17 protein-coding genes and 2 pseudogenes are annotated in these 19,330 nt (G+C 44.6%); 8 read left to right on the top strand and 11 right to left on the bottom strand.

The window, feature by feature from the left end:
* Nucleotides 1-113: 113 nt before the first annotated feature.
* Nucleotides 114-1,322, top strand: coding sequence for an endonuclease/exonuclease/phosphatase family protein (locus ELR70_RS14075; protein WP_054015234.1), 1,209 nt, complete (start codon nucleotides 114-116; stop codon nucleotides 1,320-1,322).
* A gap of 117 nt (nucleotides 1,323-1,439) precedes the next feature.
* On the opposite strand, the gene ELR70_RS14070 is transcribed toward ELR70_RS14075, so the two are convergent.
* A complete protein-coding gene (locus tag ELR70_RS14070; RefSeq protein ID WP_054015235.1) occupies nucleotides 1,440-1,925 on the bottom strand; it encodes a hypothetical protein in 486 nt (161 codons plus the stop codon).
* A 1,006-nt stretch (nucleotides 1,926-2,931) separates the two neighbouring features.
* Between ELR70_RS14070 and ELR70_RS25715 the strand changes: the two genes are divergently transcribed.
* The 5 genes from ELR70_RS25715 (at nucleotide 2,932) to ELR70_RS14060 (ending at nucleotide 5,251) form a co-directional block, all read left to right on the top strand.
* Nucleotides 2,932-3,063 (top strand): hypothetical protein, encoded by a 132-nt coding sequence (locus ELR70_RS25715; RefSeq protein ID WP_268795156.1) that lies wholly within the window; start codon nucleotides 2,932-2,934, stop codon nucleotides 3,061-3,063.
* Between the two features lie 13 nt (nucleotides 3,064-3,076).
* Nucleotides 3,077-3,223, top strand: a complete 147-nt coding sequence (locus tag ELR70_RS24885) for a hypothetical protein (protein WP_160317370.1) — start codon at nucleotides 3,077-3,079, stop codon at nucleotides 3,221-3,223.
* Between the two features lie 15 nt (nucleotides 3,224-3,238).
* Nucleotides 3,239-3,373, top strand: coding sequence for a hypothetical protein (locus tag ELR70_RS25710; protein ID WP_268795157.1), 135 nt, complete (start codon nucleotides 3,239-3,241; stop codon nucleotides 3,371-3,373).
* Between the two features lie 425 nt (nucleotides 3,374-3,798).
* Entirely contained in the window at nucleotides 3,799-4,569 is a 771-nt protein-coding gene (locus ELR70_RS14065) for a hypothetical protein (RefSeq protein WP_054015236.1), read from the top strand.
* Nucleotides 4,570-4,624: 55 nt separating this feature from the next.
* Complete coding sequence (locus ELR70_RS14060; RefSeq protein WP_128064607.1) at nucleotides 4,625-5,251, top strand: hypothetical protein; 627 nt, start codon at nucleotides 4,625-4,627, stop codon at nucleotides 5,249-5,251.
* A gap of 123 nt (nucleotides 5,252-5,374) precedes the next feature.
* Here the strand turns inward: ELR70_RS14060 and ELR70_RS14055 are convergent, their stop codons facing one another.
* The 7 genes and pseudogenes from ELR70_RS14055 to ELR70_RS14025 all read right to left on the bottom strand — a co-directional run bounded on the left by ELR70_RS14055 (nucleotide 5,375) and on the right by ELR70_RS14025 (nucleotide 11,627).
* Nucleotides 5,375-6,223 carry a trypsin-like serine protease gene (locus ELR70_RS14055; RefSeq protein WP_235577082.1) on the bottom strand — a complete coding sequence of 283 codons (849 nt, stop codon included), beginning with the start codon at nucleotides 6,221-6,223 and terminating at the stop codon, nucleotides 5,375-5,377.
* A 111-nt stretch (nucleotides 6,224-6,334) separates the two neighbouring features.
* Nucleotides 6,335-6,688: pseudogene (locus ELR70_RS14050) on the bottom strand (DsbA family protein); the annotation flags it as partial.
* 395 nt (nucleotides 6,689-7,083) lie between these two features.
* Nucleotides 7,084-7,587 carry a hypothetical protein gene (locus ELR70_RS14045; protein WP_054015240.1) on the bottom strand — a complete coding sequence of 168 codons (504 nt, stop codon included), beginning with the start codon at nucleotides 7,585-7,587 and terminating at the stop codon, nucleotides 7,084-7,086.
* A gap of 192 nt (nucleotides 7,588-7,779) precedes the next feature.
* Nucleotides 7,780-8,778: a hypothetical protein gene (locus ELR70_RS14040; RefSeq protein ID WP_054015241.1), complete on the bottom strand. Its 999-nt coding sequence runs from the start codon at nucleotides 8,776-8,778 to the stop codon at nucleotides 7,780-7,782.
* An 85-nt stretch (nucleotides 8,779-8,863) separates the two neighbouring features.
* Nucleotides 8,864-9,754 (bottom strand): NAD(P)-dependent oxidoreductase, encoded by an 891-nt coding sequence (locus ELR70_RS14035; protein ID WP_054015242.1) that lies wholly within the window; start codon nucleotides 9,752-9,754, stop codon nucleotides 8,864-8,866.
* A 17-nt stretch (nucleotides 9,755-9,771) separates the two neighbouring features.
* Nucleotides 9,772-10,317 carry a hypothetical protein gene (locus ELR70_RS14030; RefSeq protein ID WP_054015243.1) on the bottom strand — a complete coding sequence of 182 codons (546 nt, stop codon included), beginning with the start codon at nucleotides 10,315-10,317 and terminating at the stop codon, nucleotides 9,772-9,774.
* 113 nt (nucleotides 10,318-10,430) lie between these two features.
* Nucleotides 10,431-11,627: a serine hydrolase gene (locus ELR70_RS14025; RefSeq protein WP_054015244.1), complete on the bottom strand. Its 1,197-nt coding sequence runs from the start codon at nucleotides 11,625-11,627 to the stop codon at nucleotides 10,431-10,433.
* A 345-nt stretch (nucleotides 11,628-11,972) separates the two neighbouring features.
* Between ELR70_RS14025 and ELR70_RS14020 the strand changes: the two genes are divergently transcribed.
* Nucleotides 11,973-12,752, top strand: coding sequence for a transporter substrate-binding domain-containing protein (locus ELR70_RS14020; RefSeq protein WP_054015245.1), 780 nt, complete (start codon nucleotides 11,973-11,975; stop codon nucleotides 12,750-12,752).
* Nucleotides 12,753-12,821: 69 nt separating this feature from the next.
* Here ELR70_RS14020 and ELR70_RS14015 read toward each other — a convergent pair whose 3' ends face one another.
* The 3 genes and pseudogenes from ELR70_RS14015 to ELR70_RS14005 form a co-directional block, all read right to left on the bottom strand.
* On the bottom strand, nucleotides 12,822-13,667 hold the full coding sequence (locus ELR70_RS14015; protein ID WP_054015246.1) for a hypothetical protein: 846 nt from the start codon (nucleotides 13,665-13,667) through the stop codon (nucleotides 12,822-12,824).
* Between the two features lie 243 nt (nucleotides 13,668-13,910).
* Nucleotides 13,911-16,305 (bottom strand): annotated as a pseudogene (locus ELR70_RS14010) (TonB-dependent receptor).
* A gap of 169 nt (nucleotides 16,306-16,474) precedes the next feature.
* Nucleotides 16,475-17,674 carry an MFS transporter gene (locus ELR70_RS14005; RefSeq protein ID WP_054015248.1) on the bottom strand — a complete coding sequence of 400 codons (1,200 nt, stop codon included), beginning with the start codon at nucleotides 17,672-17,674 and terminating at the stop codon, nucleotides 16,475-16,477.
* 161 nt (nucleotides 17,675-17,835) lie between these two features.
* On the opposite strand from ELR70_RS14005, the gene gtfA reads away from it, so the two are divergent.
* On the top strand, nucleotides 17,836-19,311 hold the full coding sequence (gene gtfA, locus ELR70_RS14000) for a sucrose phosphorylase (protein WP_054015249.1): 1,476 nt from the start codon (nucleotides 17,836-17,838) through the stop codon (nucleotides 19,309-19,311).
* Nucleotides 19,312-19,330: the final 19 nt, after the last annotated feature.

Here is a 19,330-nt window from a genome sequence, read left to right as displayed (position 1 = left end):
GTAAGCTCCTTATTTAACCTAGACTTAGAATCAAACACACAACGAAATATTAACACATTTCTTTGCAGAAAAACGGTATAGTGAAATGAGTATTCATCTGTATCAGGCTAACAATGAAACCGATTTTCTTACCTTTAGCACTGGCCGCCACCGTTTTAAATACAGGCTGTCAGAGCACTTCAACCACATTCTCCTCAGAATCACAACCAACAAATCCGCAGACTCTGAGAGTGGCCACTTTTAATGTCAGTATGGAGGCGACTAATTATGCTATGTCGAATCAAAAGTCACTCTCTGGCAATGCGTTAACCTTTGCATTAAAAAGTGGCGAGTATGAGCAGATAAATAATATCGCACAGATCATTCAACGCACCCGGCCCGACATTATCCTGCTAAACGAGTTCGACTATATAGCAGAACCAGAGCAAGGCATTAACTTGTTTAAACATGATTACCTTGAAGTATCCCAGAACGGCTTTGCGCCCATTGAGTATCCTTATGTGTATCTGGCACCAGTTAATACCGGCGTAACAACGCCATTTACTGGTGATAATGCTCGCCTGACTCATTATGGGTTTGGTAAGTACCCGGGCCAGTATGCCATGGTGTTACTATCTAGATATCCAATCAAACGGGAGCAAATAAGAACGTTTCAGCATTTCCTTTGGAAAGATATGCCAGGGAACCTGATGCCCGCGGAGCAAGATGGCAGCAGTTGGTACTCAGCAGAAGAGGTATCCGCCATGCGCTTATCCTCGAAGTCGCACTGGGATATTCCTGTACAGATATGCAACAAACAGCTCAACGTCTTGGCCAGCCACCCTACACCACCAGTGTTCGATGGTCCGGAAGACAGAAACGGCAAGCGTAATTATGATGAGCTAAGATTGTGGAAAGACTACATTAGCGCTTCAGGTAACGACTACATTTATGACGATATAGGACGAGCTGGTGGATTTGCAGATGAGTCATTTGTGATTCTGGGCGATTTAAATGCCAGCCCGGTTGATGGTGATGCCTACCCGGGTGCCATTGATCAGTTGCTAAACCATCCGCGCGTTAACGACTACCCTGCACCAACTTCACAAGGTGGGCAACTCAATAAGCCGGACAATCCACATTCAGCTACCCATACCGCACACTGGGGAATGCGAGCAGATTACGTGCTGCCCTCTGCTGATCTTGCCATTAGCGGCAGTGGTGTGTTCTGGCCAGCGAGTGACGAGGCGGGCGCAGAGCTGGTAGCAGACAGAGCGTCATCATCAGATCATCGTCTGGTGTGGGTAGATATTGTATTGCCTGCACTGGAGTGTGAAAAATAAAAGCCACCTGTAGAGGACATGACATCCTTTGTTGATACTTTTTGGCATCGCGTGCTTTTATGTGAAACAATTCAGTTTAAAAGTTGTGATGCCAGATTCTGTGCAGGTCTTATCGCTTTATTGATCTTTATCTTGCGCGCCATGACACCGCTCATGGCTTACTCTCAAATTGAACATCTGATCCGGGCGATTAGACGGATCTTTGTCAAAAAAGTTGATTTCAATAACCTGTCCCTGCTCCAACATTTCAATGAAAAGCTCTGCCTGGCACACCTTCTCCAATAAACTGTCTTTGTATATATCTTTGATAGCTTGCCTGTTTGGTCTGCGTGCTCCATTTGCTAGCTCAGCGCCATCGGAATAGTCAATGCGCAAATGGAGGCGCTTATCATATTTACTATAATTGACTACCCGGATTTTCGGGTCCCCCTCTGCTAGCTCGGCATTTAGAGTCGTCAACTCGTTTTTAAAAGCACGGTCTTTCGGACTTCCAATAAAAACCTCTAAGATAAAACCGAAAAAAAGTATCCCTAACAGCAAATACATACCATATTTTCTGTAGTCATCATATTGTGAGCTCTCTTCGTTTAGGGGTGAATTCATCTAACTTCCCTCAATTACAGTAATTCATGAACCGATACAAACTTATATCTTAAAAACTAAAATATCATCTTAACCAAACCGGGCAAGAAATAAATAACATAGGTTAAATCAAAGCTTATTGCACATATTTTGGCTTTAGACGGAGGCTTCTTAATTATTTAAAGAACAGTGATTAAAATATTAGTTTTAAATACATCATCCAGCTCATTGGATCACATAAAATAAAGAGTTCATTGCCGGGCTGTGAAATTACCAGACTATATTACTTAGATGACATCTTTTTAATTTCAGAAAACAGCCACTTTCCTGGCGGAAATTTAATCACCCCACACATTATGCATAGCGCTAGCGATTTAAAATCCATCAGGCAAATTTGAAATACACTTTTAAATGCAACCAAGAGTAAATAGACGTGAAGAGCAGCTAAAACTCACCAGTTAATTCTCACTCATCATAAGATGATCATTACTGTAAAAGGTTATCATCAGAAACCTTTCACAATACATTTTTTAAGCATTATTTACGCAAGTAATATTACTGAACAACCTAGTTATTACCTGCGTATAACAAAAAAAGATAAGCCATTGTTTTAAATGGTTATTTTGCAACCTCCATGTGTTTTGCATTTGCCAGGCTTTTCATCCATTCTGTGTGGCGTCGACTAGGTGAGACGCTTAAAAAAGTAACGTCAGCTTAGTTCGTGAACTTGACATAAAAGGTATAAACAACATGAAAACACTTACAAATGATTGTGTACGCACTGTCTCTGGTGGTGAGCTTCCGCCTGATATAGTACCTACATTCCCTGAAGACTATAAATAACAAGAAAATATAACGAAGCGTTAAATAAAGCCTCGTTTTATGTAAATAACTGGAGTAATACCATGAGCAAAACCTTTACACCACAAGTTATTGATGAATTAGAAGTAAAGTCTGTCGTTAACGGCGGCGGCATTTTTGAGCCACCAATTTTCATCGGCCAGCCTTAATAAAGGAAGCAATTAAAATGAGCAAATCAAAATCATTCAACCCAGTAACAATTGATGAATTACAACTTAAAGAAGCCGTAACAGGTGCTGGCATTGACCGCCCAGTATTTATTGGCTACCAAGATCCAATTGATGTTATTAAGTTTTAATTAAGGAAAAACAATGAAAAAAGCAAAGCAATTTACACCTAAAACAATCGAAGACCTACAACTAAAAGGCGTTACCGGTGGCGGTATCGGTGACAGGTTCTGGGATGGCCGCCCTGTTTTCATCGGTTACCACGAGCCAGTTGAAAATATTAAGTTTTAATTTAGGAAAAAAACAATGAAAAAAGCAAATCAATTTACACCTAAAACAATCGAAGAACTACAACTAAAAAACGTTACCGGTGGCGGTATCGGGATTGACCGTCCAATTTTCATCGGCTACCACGAGCCAATCGAAAACATTAAGTTTTAACTGAGGATATAACAATGAAAAATTCAAAAACATTTGCACCAAAAACAATCGAAGCGCTAAACCTTAAAGAGATCTCTGGCGGATATGGTATTGAATTACCACCTGAATTCATCGGTATCCATTAATTAGCGAAATGTAGCTGGCATCGTTGGCCCAAGTTTCTTCGGCTACCACGAGCCAATCCACACTAATAAATTTTAATTGAGGATATGAGAATGAACAATCCAAAAACATTTACACCAAAAACGATTGAAGCACTTAATCTGAAAGAAATCGCAGGCGGCTATGGCACTTCACTTCCACCTGAGTTTATCGGTATCAAGTAAGTAGATAGCGCTATAGATAGGTCGAAGTAGCAGTGGTATCGCTACTTCACCTCTTTTCACGAAACAATTTCGTATTATGGCAGTATAAAAGGACGGCATATGATGACTGATAACTTTATTAGTATCTTATCGACAAGCAGCTCAGTTGAAGGTCTCGAAAACGCATTCTTTGACTATGTGGAAAAACAGCAATTCAAAACACAAATTGAGCACATGGTTGCGTGCAAAGATAGCACTTCTTTGGGTAAAATCGGCCGCAGGGGTATTACACTATATGAAGATGATACCTGGCTAATGCTTATTACTTTGGATGCTTTTGCAACTCAAAGTGGTGTAGCAAACACGTTTGCATCCGAGTCTTTATACTGTGTTATTTCAGATCATCATTACGCTGTGAGCGCCTATCCGGAGCTCAATGGTGTAATCGCATTACCCGATGAAAATAACCTTACTAAGACTAAAAACCTGAAAATACAGGCAAAAGATTACGCTTACGTATTTCATGGACAACAAGAAAAAGTCGTCGTTGCCCTACACAATAAATCAGTCACGCGAGACGTATGCCCGCAATATGAAATTGCAACGGGCAATAAAATCGCCAGTTACTCTGGTACTCAAAATCTGGAAAGATATAAGGTCCTTATCGGATTTTTACCTCAATTTGGTGCAACAGGCGCCCCGTACCTGAGTGCACTCACCAAACACAGAATAAATGCCATTCGTTGGCAAGCACTGGTGGAACTGTTCAGGGTGGATCATCAGCTGGCAAAAAGTACTTTAATTGAGTTCTTAGAAGACCCCTGCCAAATCATCAGAACGCAAGCCAAAGCTACCCTGGCTCAGTTAACAGAATTTGAAGAGGCGTGTTAGTCATATGGAATTTTACTCACCAAAAACCGTTACCCCTAATTCTATTAAAGGATTGATGGCGTTTATTAAAAACAATGTAAAAGAAGGTCAGAGACTGTGTGACACGCCAGGCCTGGTAGATCAGTTAATGGGGCTGAGAGCGAATATTCCCGATGTATTGGATCATATTATGCAATCACTTCAGCACCCCGAAGCCAATTCATACGGTAAGAACTCATTTGTACTATATAAAGATGATACCTTGATGCTACGTGCCGTTGTGTGGGAGCCAAGAGCAGACAGTGATTACACTAAAGATGATGAAAACCTGTTCGCATACGGTTTATGTCATGACCACAATTTCGAGTTATTGACGCTGGGACTAAGTGGCAGTGGCTATACAACACACATGTATGAGTATCAACATAAAGGCAGCGCCTATGAAGAAGGCGAAGAGATTGATATTCACTTCAATGGCGACTTTGTATTAGAGGAAGGGTGTGTGCTCTATATGGATAAGTCTCAGGACTTACATTCACAAAGCCCGCCTAAAGAGCTGTCAATGTCACTAAACATCATTGTGGATAGCGGTAAAAAAGAACAGCCTGTTTTTGTAGATACACAATCGAAGCGTGTTATCTCATTTGGCAGTGTAATTGATGGCGATCGTTATATGCAGCAACTCCAGCAAGCTCTCAGCTGATAAAACTGGATTGACCTTCTCTGAACCCTGCTCAATGCGACTAGGGTCAGCGAAGGTCATTTAATACTGAGTTCCCTATAGAAAACTGAGACAATTAAAAAATGGCTTACTTTTTTGGCTAACTCACTTTTCAAAAGACAGTGAGCGGCACAATGCATCCATCCTTTTCTCTTCCATGTTTTCGTGCAAAAAGGGATCCACGCTGGCTAATTGACGTCTGGCAGCATCGCTTTGCGCGCCAATCACTTGCTCAATCCAGCTCTGATAAGACGAAACTCGGGTATAAAGTTCAGTAACGCCATATTCACCGACATCGTAAAACCAGGAATCTGTTCGTGAACTCACACCGAGTAATACTAAGCGCCCGTCTTGTTTGATATAGGCAGGTCCCCCGCTATCACCATTACCAGAGACTCCCTCCAACGCCTCTCCTTTGCTCCCTTCTTCAAATTTAAAGACAATATCGGCGTCTGTTACTTTGACTATTTTATTTTGCGCTTTTCTTAACTTCCCTTTATTGTCCTTATAATTGACTGTTTCTCCCTGCTCACCGGTACCGAAACCACCAGCTCCAATAAACCACACCACTTGACCTTGTTCGTCCTGCATATTGTAAACCTCAGCCGGTTTCACACTCGTTACTGGCTGAGACAGCCTGAGCAAAGCAATGTCGTGTTGCTCGCCTAATCGATATTCGGGGTAACTGAAACGCTGTGATACTTTGACCAGCTCATTGCCCACTTTTATTGATTGCCCTGGGTTCATACAAAACACGGTATGGGCTGCTGTCAGTACCCAGTCGGGCGCGATTAAAGTGCCATGGACACCAATATTATAAAGTGTTGCCAATGGCGGGAAGTCAGATAGCGAAGCGTCATAGTGTCGCTCAGGTACATCGTGCCGAATAACGATGGCGTTGGCTAACGAGGTAAACAGACCGATTGTAAGAAGGATAGAACTGCTAATTTTCAATGTATTAATCCTTATCTATAACAGTTGTCAGATATGCAGAGACTTGCGGATCAATGTAGCAAATAGCAGCTTATGTGTTGTTTATTGGCTGTTTCATTTTGTAAGGATAGATTACAACTTATTCAGTTGTTCAAAGCGCTGCTCCAGCTCAGTTGCGCAGCAAAACCCCAATGTCAGAGCATAAGCGTTGCCCTGCTCGTTGACATAAAACAACGCTGGAAAGCCAGAAACCCTCAATCGACGTGTTAACTCCAGATGTTGCCTGAGTTGTGTTTGGGTCTGAGCACAGCCCAGTACTTCCTGAAATTTTGGCTTATCGAGCCCTATGGAGCCTGCGCACGCTATCAGTGTATCATCCAAAGAAGGGTTTTGTGCGAGTAGATAGTAGGCTCGCTGAATGGCTTTTGCCATGTCCATAGCACTGTTTTCCCGTATACTTTGTGCGGCAATCACGGCTCGACAAGCCTGATAAGTCGCATCACTATCTCACTATCTCACTATCTTTTTTATACCAATTTGCTTAATTAAGTGCTCCATTTTGAGGCGAGAAAATATCGTCGGTAACACCGCTCACGCGTCCAGCTATCGCTGAGGCACCTATGTCCATATAGGCGAGGCAAAAATTTGCGAACTAATAGCTTAGGTAAAGGTTCTAAATGAAAAATTTTTAACACCGTTAGGGTATATTTGCTCCTTCAAATTGACCAGGCACTAAGTGAGATTGGTATTGCATTGTATGTCGGCATGCGGCTACTACTCAGGTGCCGCTGGATAGAGCAAAAAAGAGGCTCGTCAGACCCGGTTCTGAGTCGTCCGGGCTGACACCATCATTGATTAAAAAATTGCTTTAAAAAGCGCTGTTACTTACCTTTTTCTGGTAACACATAGGGCTTATTTATGAACTGATAAAGCTCAGCAACGGTTTCTCTTGTAAATACAAAAGAACCCTTCAAAAAATTATTGAGATACAACCGCTCTTCACCCTGCAAAACAAGTACATTTCCCGCAGAACCAAGATCGACCGTCAGTGTAAACTCCTTCTCTTCTTCTGGTTTTAAGTAATTCGAAAGCAGTTCTTTGAAAGTATCCAGATCAGCAGGCTCAATAACCCAAAATGGTGTGATCTGGTAATCACCTACAATATAACTTGACGATCTCAGGCTAAGAGCAAATTTGCCTCCTTTTCTATCATATTTTCCTACTGCTACATTAGATACTCTGACTTCACTGTCTTGCGCCTGTTTATCTGATGGCTCTTCAATGATGATATTGCTGATGGATGTGCGATTATCGGGGTGAAGTGTTGTCTGGCATGCTGCGACAGCAACAAGCATAAACAACACGGCGAACATCTTAAATTTCATGATACAACCTAAATTAATACAAAAACAACGGTGACATAGACAATACACACCAACTGAATATTATGATTGTAAGAGAAATGCTGGGCTGATGGTGTGACACCAGTCAGTTATGTCGACCCTCATACAATCGCGCGGTATTCTACACCAAACAATTGCATTGAGGGTAAGTACTTATGTTAAATGTCTTTGGGTTTAAACCACATAATCTACCTGCTGGACAAGGCCTGGTTTTCCATTCTCATCGAGATAAAACCCCGACTTTCGAATCGCTCCCTGTAGCTGGCCATCTGATCTGATGTTCATTGGCGTATCTGCGTTTTGCAGAGCAATGGCACCTATGTTGGCATCGTTGAGTGACACTAATTCATCCTGTTCTTTGTTTTTAACCCAAACCTTTAGGCTGTCAAAGATACTGTCATTTTCATCAATAAAGCCGTTTCCGTCGTCGTCATAATTGGCCAGGTCGGCAAACCCATTGCCACTGAGCGCACCAAACAGCTCCTTACCATCGTCGATTTGATTGTTTTGGTTGAGATCCAATGCCAGATAACCGTATCCTTTCTTCAGTTGCGCAAAGGTATCTGCGTCGCCGTCAGCATCTATATCAAAATCCATACGTTCACTATCCAATTCTACGGCACGATTGGTGAAACTAATGATCAGAGGATCTTTCATATTCACGTTTTCAATGGTGCGTTCATAACTGGTATGTGACTGCTCAAAGACAGATTTAAACGCAAAACTGATCTGCTCCCCGCTTTCAAGCCGAATTTGCCCATCAGCTTTGAAGACGTTTGACTGACTCTCGTGTGCTAACCGCTCGACGATCACCTGTGTAGGGGCCGTTGGGCTGACATTTGCTTGCTCACCCGCCGACATAATCTCGGACATTTCAGCATGTGAAATATCTTTTCCCACAACAGCGTCATACCACTGAACGTCACTGCCTGAAAGTTTTTCCACCAATAATTTCAGGATGTACATTCTGGCGCTGGTCTGCATATCCAGCTCTGTCGATGTACTGTCTACTTCCGCCACCTCCCCCTGTAAGGTCTGGCCCCCATTACCAGACTGGATTGGGTTAACGTTCTCAGACGTTGGTGGATCCGAAATTTCAGTCCGCTTTTCATAAACATGGGCCTGACCCTCATGCTTATTACTCATGTTAACTTGTGCATTTTCAATTTTCATAGCTCCTCCGCTCCCATCCATGTAGTTTGGTATCGGCCAGAGCGAACAAAAATCAAGCGCTTTTTAAAAGCTTTTGCACACAGCTTTATGACTGCGAGCGACTCCTCTTAGTGGGTAATACCTCAGCCGTTTCAGTATCCAGCATGTCGAGAACTCGTTTAAAATCGTGTTTGGGTAGCCAGTCCAGTTGCTGTCGTGCGGCCGAGGCGTCATATACCCGGTCAAGAGATTTCGGCAATGACCAGCAACGTTGCTTAAATACTGATACCAATTCAGGACATTTTTCAGTAATGACTGCAGGTGCATTTTGATATAAACGCTCACAGTCTGTGCGGCTAAAAGGTGTGGTACCGGATATGATAAAACGATTGTAGCCTGTCAGCCTTTTTTGAATAGCACACAGATGTGCCGTCGCCACATCTCTTGCGTCAATGCCACGTGTCAGCCTGTAGATTGCCATCAGATCTGCTGGCTCAGGAAAACAGCGCGACATTTGTAACACCGTTACCGGCAAACTATGTTCTGTCGAAATAGTTTGTAATGCTTGCTCTGCCAATATTTTACTTCGGTGATAAACCGACTTTGGCTGAGGTAAGGTTTGCTCAGTGATCCAACCTGCGCGCCCTGAAGGTGTAGAAGCATGACCGTACAAGGCAGTCGTGCTGGTAAAAACAAAGTGCTTTAACCCAGCCCGAACGCCTGCCAGAGCAAGTTGTCGTGTGGCCTCTACGTTGACAGACTGAAACATACCTTCATCAACCAGCCCTACATGAGGGGCATGCAGCGCTGCGGTATGGACAACCACGTCAATGCCCTCAACGGCCTCGTTCAACAAATCGATATCACGAATGTCCCCAACAAAATCAGCCGTTGAACAAGGTGTTTTATCTAAACCAACCACCTCGTATTCACGCATCAGCTTAATATAAATTGCCCGTCCAACTCTACCTGCCGAACCCGTTACCAATACCTTCACTGTCTTTTACCTTATACTCACAACGATTGTAGCCATTCCGTCACTTTGTCTGCGCAGGCCTCAACCGGCAGATCTTCTGTAATGCTCAAATCGCAGTTGCGCCGGGCCATACTGACCGTGTCTGCATAAATTTCTTTTAAATGATCCTGATATTTTATCAGATAATTACCAAGGGCACGGGATGAATGACTCTGCCTTTGGACAAAATGCCTGCTGATCACACGTGATAAGCACAGCGCCAAAGGCAGATCCAGTAACACCACATAATCTATCCATGGCGCGATGCAGTCACGCGCTTTGCCAAACGGCTCTTCAACAAACACATATTCGGGCCTGCCTGCAATACCTAATTCAAGTGCCTTTGTCATGGTCGGCGTTTTAATTTTGCATACATCCGCCCCCTCGGCGTGCCATTGTTGCAAATTCCGGGGATAGCTCCGAGCATCGACATAGTCATCAAATAATATGCCGGGACATCCGAAACGCGCAGAAAGCACTTTTACCAGAGACGTTTTTCCACTTCCTGAAGCGCCGCTAATGGCTACAACAACCGTTTTACGCATTTCAATTTCTTTGTGAGATGAATGTATGACGATCCTATGCCAATACCAGAAGAATACCAACTGTTTGTTTTGAAAAGGAGAATAGCCCTTTGACAGGTATTCTCCAGTTACTGCTACATAAAGGCAGGCAACACCCGTTCTGCCATTAATTGCAGTGTGCTGTTTTCCCTTCGATTGGCAGTAACCACAACGACTAAGTCAAGTTCCTCAATCAAAATGATGTACTGACCACCACCTCCCTGGGCTGAGACACTGTAAAAGCGTTTATCACCCGACTGCAGCTCAGCGTTCCACCAGTAATAACCATAGCCCTGTTTAGATACATCTTTGCCACCACCGAATATGTCCTCATCCCCTGTATGGAGTTGTGGGCTGATTGCTTTGGTGATGTAACCTTGCGGGATCAACTGTTCACCCTGCCACTTACCTTTGTTACTGGCTAACGTACCCCACTTGAGCATATCACGGGATGTCATGTTGACCCGCCAGCCAGCTTCAGGAAGGCCGTTATCAGCTGTTTGCCAACGATACTGTTCGATTCCCAACCTATCAAGTAGCTCCTGTTTGATAAACGCTTCTGCGGTTCCGGGCACCACGGCATCAATCACATGCATGACCAGCATAGGGTCGTCCTGATATTTGAATATCTGCGATTGTGCACTGATAGGCGCGCTACGCTCCAGCAAAGCCTGAGCATGTCGCTGACCTTTAAGCTGTTTAGACATTTGCTCAAACCCCTCCTTTTGTTCATCACTAAGCCGAATACCAGAGCGCATAGTCAACGCCATATTGAGCGTGATTTTATCACTGCCTTTTGTCAGCTTGCTGGTATCTAGCCCTTGCAAAAAACTAATCAGGGGTTTGTCCAAATCAGCCATGGTCAAATAGCCCAACTGTATGGCTCTGCCAAGCGCCAGACTCGTGTATACCTTAGTTGCTGACGCCTGATAATGAGGCAGGTTGATACGACCACGAGAGTAATAAGACTCAAACACCAACTTACCCTTATGGGCGATGAGTAAACTGTCGAACTGCCCATGCATGTTGTTTTCTATTTCTTGTGCCAATTTAATTAATAGCGCTTTGTTGCCCCCATCAATACCAACCGCACCTACAGCCAAACCATCATTTCGTCGCTTTGGTGCGGTATCAATAAAGGCATTTTTGAGCTCTGCAACGTCCCGATATCCGCCTTCTAACTCAGCCTCAGTGGCCTCTATAGGCTGTGCACATTTTGCCATTGTTAATTGGCTGAAACAGCCAATAAGTACTGTCGCAGCTAAACTCATCACTATCTTATGTTTGATCATGTCACCTCTCCTGTTTTTAATTCGTGGCAACATAACCAATACAAAATACCTATACCTGACTTTTGGGTGACTTCTTAATGATTTTACAGCAAGAACAAATATAACAACTAGTATCAATAACTTAGAAGAAATCCTTTGGCACTCGTAGTCAATATCCATATCTCTTTTACTTAAGATATGTTGTTATAATTAGACATCATTGAAAGACGTTTAGAGTCACTTTTTCTATATAAGTCAAATAATTGAACGAGCATAGACACACTGATAATTGAGTTGTTCTTCAATTGGTTGCCGTACCGACATTTATTGACTAGACTCCCTGTATCACCTCTCATTTACCGCAATATGCTACGTATCATACTTTTTTGTGTTTTCTTGTTCCCTCTGGTCGTGTTATCAAACAATGACAAGCTGGTCCTGATTGCTGGCGACAACTGGTGTCCTGTGAACTGCGGGGAAAATGATAAAGACAAAGGATTTATGATCGATGTAGCCACCGAAGCACTGGCAATTTCCGGGTATGAGGTCCAATATGTTGAAATGCCATGGCTAAGAGCCATTCATCAGGCACGCGAAGGAAAAGTACATGCCATTGTGGGCGCTTTCAAAGATGATGCACCGGATTTTTACTTTCCAAAAGTCCCTATCCTCAGCATGAGTCCAAATACGTTATTCACACTCACAGACAATACTTGGGTATACAACAACCAGCACTCCCTAAATAAAGTTCGCCTCGGGGTCGTGCAAGGTTATGACTACGGTCACTTGCTAAATGCCTACATAAAATCACATCGTACATCACCCAACAATTATATTACGCAGATATCTGGAGACAATGCTGTAAAGCGAAGCCTCCAGCTACTAACCAGCAAACGTATTGATGTCTATGTGGACGCCGGTCCCGTGGTCTGGTTCCATGCAAAGCGAATGGGGCTCAATGAACAGATCAAATCCGTAGGTTCTGTCAGTCCGCTGGAACCAGCTTATATTGCCTTCTCCCCTAAACTGACAAATAGTGAACAACTTTCACTGGCGCTTGACTTGGGTGTGCTCAGGTTACAACTAGATGGCCGTCTTGCGGTGATAGCTAAAAAGTATGGTCTGCATGAAATGCACTATCGATAAACCCGTAATACGATAATGGCTTTATGGTATTACGGGTATAAAATATGATACGAAGCGACTTGGAGCAGCTTAAGTATTGTCAGGGCATGCCGGCTGCTCAATAATTGCCTGCGCGGCATGTTGAGCAAGCTCTCCTTGCAATTCTGGTGAGACCTCAGTCAAGATACTAGTAACTCCTTGATCTACTGATTGTCCAGTGATGATCTGTGTAAATACCAGTGAGCTTAGCAATATGCCTAGCGCATCTGCATGATTTCCGTCTTCAGCGTGTAATTCCAACTCAGGTCTACTGGCAATCGTACCGTACCAAGCATTTGCAATAGGTGCCAGACAACTTGGTTCTGCGTCAGCGATAGACTTATGAATACCATGAACATAGCCACCTTCTACACTATTGCCCCTCTGAGGGTGTTCAGGAAACAAAATAGGTGTAGCGCCATGAGTTTTGGCTATTGCGACCCACTGCTTGGTTGCTTCTGTGGAGTAGGCCTTAGACATTGACTGAGAATATTTCTGACCCTGAATTATCAAATGTGTCCAGGGTTTATCGGGTTGCGTAAAACGTTTAACTACTTCATAGTCGCTAATCAAATTGTCAGTGAAGCCAAACCCTAACACTTCAACATTGACGGTTTTATCAGGCGCCATAGTTTCAATTGTGTGCTTGAGAGTTGGGGCAAGGCCACTGGAGTGGCTATTACCCACCATAGCAATTTGGTAATGCTCCACATCGGAATTGACTACCAGAGAGGCTGGTTTGATGTAGTTTTTGACTAAATCAGCTGCACTTTCCCGTGCCTGATCCTGTGCAGAGTTGTTTTGATTGTCGCTATTCGACGCACCACCGCCCCCACATGCCCCAAGCAGTAGAGTGGGCAATAACGAAAGACAAAGTAATCCAGTATACTTATTCATTTTTATGCACTTTCCTTTTGTTATACTGTCTACATAATGCCCACAAGCTCAACTACTCGTCAACGCAATATTAAACTAAAATCATCATTTCATTAATGTAGATATCAGATATCAATAGTGTTGAGCGGTTTTACATCTACCGGATAACTAAAAGGCAATATCGAAATGACATTGCCATAAAGACCACTACCAAGTGATCCACATTCGCAAATCAACTTGGTAGTTAATTCTCTTTGTAAAGCGCTAGAATTGATAGTTAACGGTAAAGGAAGTTGTACGCCCATTAATAGCGCGAGCTCTGATGATGCCAGACTCAGGAATGCTGCCCTCCTCCGCTTCTGTTATTCCAACTGCATTAAACAAGTTGTTCACGTTGAGCGATAGTGACAAGTCTTCAGTCAGATCATAGCTGGCAAACGCATTAACCTGTGTGTACCCGTCAAACTTGAGGTCATTATTGTCCTGAGCATAGGCATCGCTGGAGCCAATCATACTCAGCCCTACCGCACCCTGAGTAAGATTGTAACGCGCCATCAAGGAGTAAATAAAGTCCGCCTGACGCCGTGGTGTATTGCCCACGACTTCAGGTGCCAAGGCATCTTTAGCTATTTCTGCATTCGTCCAGGTTAAGCTGCCTCTGAAATCAAACGAGCCAATAAAGTACACCCCTTCGAGCTCAATACCATGCGCCTCATATTCACGGTCAAAAAAGCGCTGGCTAGTGGCTTCAAAATTTTGCTCTTCTGTCTGGGCATAAAAAGCGGTAGCAAATACGCTGCCATTTTCTAATCGTTGCTTGAGGCCAAACTCCAGCTGAGTTACTTCATCTATCGCATCCTCTTTTGCCACGCTTCCATCAGCGTTAACTTTACCGAACAAAAGCCTATCTGCGTTGGCCCGGGCACCTTCACTGACACGCCCAAAAATAGCTCGAGTCCGGCTCAATTGATAATTCGCACCGATTGAATAGCTGGTATAATGCCAGTCGTAATCGACCAGCGAAGGGTTAGCCAGGTCAATACCTGCAACCTCTTGTTCAGGTTTAGAAATCACCCCATCAAAATTGATGTCTCGCTGCGACACAACCGCTCCCGCGTAAGTCCCAGTGGCGTTACCTGAGTCATAACGCCAGCTGGCATCTAGCGTTAGATCGCCAAGCACGGAAGACACTGCCAGATAAGGGCCCGTGTTGAGTATTCAGTATCATAATTTCGTTGACAGCAGTTACCCCAGGCTGGCGTGCCGTAGGCATATAAACCCTGCTCAGAAAAGGCTGTACCAGCTGCTGAATACACATCAACCAGCGCAGCGTTTTCTCCTTTTATTTCCATTAGGTAGGAGTTCCAAAGCCATGACATTTCAATACTTTGCTCTGACGCAAAATAACCAAAGGTCACAGCTGTATCACCCAATTGCTTCGTGAGTTTGATATCATTCACCAACGAGCCAAAATCTTGCATCTCAACATCAAACGTATGAATCCGCATCAGGTTGTCATCTTTAAACACATTACCTGCATTTGCACCATTGGCATACTTTAGAGTAGCCCCTTCACCAGCGATACTCTGAGCAATTGATTGTGCACTCCCTACCTCTGCGGGAAAAGGCGAATTAAAGGTTCCCTTAACCTGAGCAACACGAAAACGATTCTCAATTTTCCAGTCATTGTCGAGATCAAAGCTGGCTTCTACTCCGACACTGTCAACCTGTGGGTGCATGCCATCACGCACATCGCCGCGACGAATATCATTATCGGCCCCCAACCCTTGTGTTTGTATAAACAAAGCTGAATGCGGTGTATCTGACAGAGCATCAAACCCGGCGATTGAATCTCCATTGGCATACATTGGCATAGGCAGATAAGCCGTGCTTCTGTCATCCAGATGTTTCAGATAGACACGGATATAACCGGAGTCAAATTCTTTAGTCAGGTTGGCTTTAAGTTGACCGCCTTTATTCCCTGTATATCCGGTATCTCTGGGGCCCTCTCCCTGACGCACAAAGCCACCAACATGAAATCTTACGCTGTCCGACAAGTAAGTGCCAAATTCAAAATCGGTTCTGAATTCGTCATAATCCAGACCAAAAGTGGTTGCTACACTACCCGATTCGCTTTCCCCCGTTTTAGAAATGAAGTTGATGATACCACCCGGTGAGTTGCTGGCTGCCGTGGATGCTGACCCTCCACGGATGGATTCGATAGACTGTACCGTGCTGTCGAGGCGCATAAAGATATCTGCATTACCAAACGCGATATCGCCAAATTGTAGTACTGGCAAGCCATCTTCTTGCAATTGCAGGAATTTCGCACCTCCAGCAGCGACTGGTAGTCCACGTACCGCAATATTTGCATTTCCCTCGCCCCCGGTTGATTCAGATCTGACGCCCGGCAATAAGCGAAACGCCTCAGCCGTAGTCCTGGGCGTTGCAACGCTTACCTGCTGGGCAGAGATGCTGCTTACTGACACACTCGACGCCATAACAGTACGTCGTTGTGGTACGCCAGTCACAATGATTTTTCCAGCTCATTTTGAGCCTGTGCATCTGCTTGTGTCTTCTTCTCTTCAGCTAATGCGGTGGTGCTGAGTGCCATCGTCAGTGCACTAAGTGCAAACCAACTGGGGGTGTATGTTGTCATAATGTGCCTCGTTGTTGTCAATTATATATTGCTGGCACCACATTATGTGGATTTAGATACTTAATCGATTAAGTAAATTAGCAAATATTTGTCGCTTTGCAATCAAAAAATTACTCACGACGGGTTTCTAGTTAAATAACTCTATGATTTAATTTTAAAAGTATTTGAGCTAGTGTGCGTTTGCCAGCCTCAGCTGGGCGGGGTTTTTCCAGTAGTTGTACGCCATCGCCAGCATCAACAAAGCCGCAAACCCCATCGCCAGTGCAAAACCGGAGCGAATATGGCCAAAATAATCACTGACCATACCCATCAGCAAAGGTGCCAGGGCTGCAGACAGCGCGGTAAAGAACAAAATCACGCCAGCGACCGAGCCATGCTGATGCTTATCGAAGCATGAGATCCCCTTTGAATTAAGTGTGGGGTATATCATCGACATAAAGAGCCCACTGAATGGCAGCGCAATGACGGCAGCATCCACGCCAAACACAAAAGTCACCAGGTAGCAGAGAAAAATGGCCGTGCTAAGCGCAAACATCACACTCTGCCAGCTGAACAGGTTAAGCAGCCAGACAGCCATAAAGCGCCCCACCGCCCGCAAAATAAAAAAGATGGTCAGAGCATAGGTTGCCAGCAGGCTCCAGCTCCCCTCGTAGGTTTTGAGCAAAGTCGGCATCCAGACATAAATGGCCACTTCTGTTGCGACATACAGCGCAATAGCGGCCGAAAAACCCAGTGCATGTTTGTCTTTGAGCATTCGCAGAGTCTGCCTGAATCCACTGCCTTGGTTAACCTGCTTTGTGGGCCGCTCGGGAAACTTCACAGCGAACGTGATTAAACACAAAACGCTGCATAAGCCCCCTGCCAGAATATAGAGGTAAACCCAGCTGACACCCGACGCCAGCATGTAGCTCACCGCGGCCGGACCCACGATAGCGCCGACAGCAAAGAAGCCTTCGACCATGTTCATGGTCCGGGTATGTGCCTGACTGGTTGGCGTTAAATCGCCTAATAAAGCCAGTGCTGCGGTTTTAAACAGGCCGATCGCCAGGCCAATCACACTCAGTAAGCACACAAAGGTGATAAACGTTTTACCCATTGCAAAGCCAAAGCAGGCACCGGCAAAGAGCACAAAACCAAAAATGATGGTCGGCTTGTGACCTATTTTATCGGCCAAAAAGCCTAGCAACAGACCACTGGCAGCAATCCAAATCATTGGCGCGTAATGGAACGCGCTTGCCTGCGTCATGGTTAACTGATAATCCCGGATCAGCTCGGGGATGATCACGCCCACGGCGTCCGATGTCATGGCAAACATAAAAAACATCATATATGTCAGCCAGCGCAATGCGCCTAAGTTGCTGCTTGTCATAGTTATTACCTCTTAGGTATTGCGGCAAAGCCCGGTTAAGTTTAAAACTCAATCGCACCCTTGTGCCAGTTTTCCTGTAAATAGTGCTTGAATATCTTGTCGTGCTGATTAAAGATATAACTTAATCGATTAAGTTTCAACAATGAGAATTGAACTGAACCATGAAAAACCAAGTGCAACTGATAACCTACGCCGATCGCTTAAGCGGTGCAGGCCTGACGGAACTCACTCAGCTGTTGGACGGTCCGTTAGCGGGATTGTTTGGCGGTGTCCATATCCTGCCGTTTTACTACCCGATTGACGGTAGTGATGCCGGATTCGATCCGATAGATCACAGTGAGGTTGATAAACGACTGGGCAACTGGGAAAGTGTGAAAACACTTGGCGAGCGCTTTGAGATAATGGCCGATTTAATCGTCAATCACGCTTCGGCTCAGTCGCCAGAGTTTCAGGATGTACTCAAACACGGCGAACAGTCGCCCTACTGGTCTTTGTTTTTAAAAGAGCAGGATATTTTTCCTGGTGGGATCAGTGACGAACAAGCACAAGCGATATTCAGACCCAGGCCAACCAGCTGTTTTACGCCTAAAAAGCTGCAAAGTGGTGAAACGGTCAACTTCTGGACCACATTTACTGATAACCAGGTTGATATCAATGTTGAAACGCCCCAGGGCAAAGCGTATCTGGACAAAATTCTCACCTTGTTTGCCAAAAACAATGTCAAGATTATTCGCCTGGATGCGGCTGGCTATGCCATAAAGCGCGCCGGAACAAGCTGCTTTATGACCCCTGAATCATTCGACTTTATTAATCAGTTGTCGCGTCAGGCCAATGCGCTCGGTATGGAAACCATCGCCGAGATCCACAGCCATTATCAGACTCAAATTGACGTAGCATCGAAAGTTGACCGCGTATACGACTTTGCTTTGCCACCGTTAATCTTACACACTCTATTTAGCAATAATGCCGATGCCCTGCTTTGTTGGTTACAGCAATCGCCGCGTAATTGCCTGACGGTGCTCGATACCCATGACGGTATCGGCATTGTCGATGCAGGTCCGGACGGTGATAAACCCGGTCTGCTTAATGCACAGCAAATCGACACGCTGGTAGAAACCATTCACATAAATAGCCAGGGTGAAAGCCAACAAGCGACCGGTGCCGCTGCCAGCAACGTTGACTTGTATCAGGTCAATTGCACCTACTATGATGCACTGGGTCGCAATGATCTCGATTATTTGATAGCACGCGCTATTCAGTTCTTTTCCCCCGGCGTCCCGCAAGTTTATTATGGCGGTCTGCTGGCTCTGCACAATGATATGGCGCTGCTCGAAAGTACGAACGTAGGACGGGATATCAATCGCACTTACCTCAATGAGCAACAAGTTAAAGATGCGTTATCCAAACCCGTAGTCAACGGCCTGAGCAAACTGATTGAATTACGAAACCAAAGCAGTGCATTCGATGGAGAGTTTGTTTTGTCAGGAACACAAGACGCATTCTCGTTGCAGTGGAGCAATCAGCAAGCCCGTGCAAAACTAGAGGTCAACCTGACGACAAGAGAAGCGAATATAACGCTCCAAGAGCCTGGCCAAGCTAAGCATATCAGCCTGGCAGGTTTACTTCAGGCTCTGTAACGACAGTGACAACTGATAC

Source organism: Pseudoalteromonas sp. R3 (genome assembly GCF_004014715.1).
In the GTDB taxonomy this organism is placed as follows: Bacteria; Pseudomonadota; Gammaproteobacteria; order Enterobacterales; family Alteromonadaceae; genus Pseudoalteromonas.
Note: the sequence above shows the minus strand (reverse complement) of the source record. Positions and strands in the feature narration are given on the sequence as shown.